Below are 706 nucleotides of genomic sequence, written 5' to 3' on the forward strand. Positions count from 1 at the left end.
CAGCGTCCCTTCGCGTGAGAACACTGTGAACGTTCCCCCGAGATGCCGGGGGAGGCTGGGCCGCCCCCTTCATTCGGTCCGGTCGCTGTGCGAGTCGTCGGTTTCCGATTGATGGGTGCATTGCCGAGCGTAGTCGACGGGTGCGAGGTAGCCGAGGGGACTGCCGCACGAACAGGTGACAGTTGGGGTTTCAGGCCGCGAGGTCCACGGCCGGGTTCATGATGGTCTCGTATTCGATGGGGGTCAATCGGCCCAGGCGGGCCTGTCGGCGACGGCGGTGGTAGGTACGTTCGATCCAGGTGATGATCGCGATCCGCAGCTCTTCTCGAGTTCGCCACCGCTTGCGGTCCAGGACGTTCTTTTGGAGCAGTGCGAAGAACGATTCCATCGCGGCGTTATCGCCGGCAGCGCCGACCTGGCCCATGGATCCGATGAGGTGGTGACGGTTCAGGGCGTGCACGAATTTCCGTGACCGGAACTGCGATCCACGGTCGGAGTGCACGATGCAACCAGCGGCGTCGCGACGTCTGGATATCGCGTTGTCCAGGGCGTTCACCGCGAGGCGCGCCTTCATCCGGTCGCTGATCGAGTAGCCCACGATCCGGCCGGAGAACACGTCCTTGATGGCGCAGAGGTAGAGCTTGCCCTCGTCGGTCCAGTGCTCGGTGATGTCGGTCAGCCACAGTTCGTTGGCGTCATCGGCGGT

General features: G+C 63.9%; 1 protein-coding gene. It reads right to left on the reverse strand.

What is annotated here, in order from left to right; genetic code table 11:
- Positions 1 to 190 precede the first annotated feature (190 nt).
- Positions 191 to 706 (reverse strand): IS3 family transposase (locus tag AS25_RS05780; RefSeq protein WP_035963191.1); only part of this gene is annotated, 516 nt, incomplete at its 5' end.

The organism is Kocuria marina, from assembly GCF_000786655.1.
Lineage (GTDB): Bacteria > Actinomycetota > Actinomycetes > Actinomycetales > Micrococcaceae > Kocuria > Kocuria marina_A.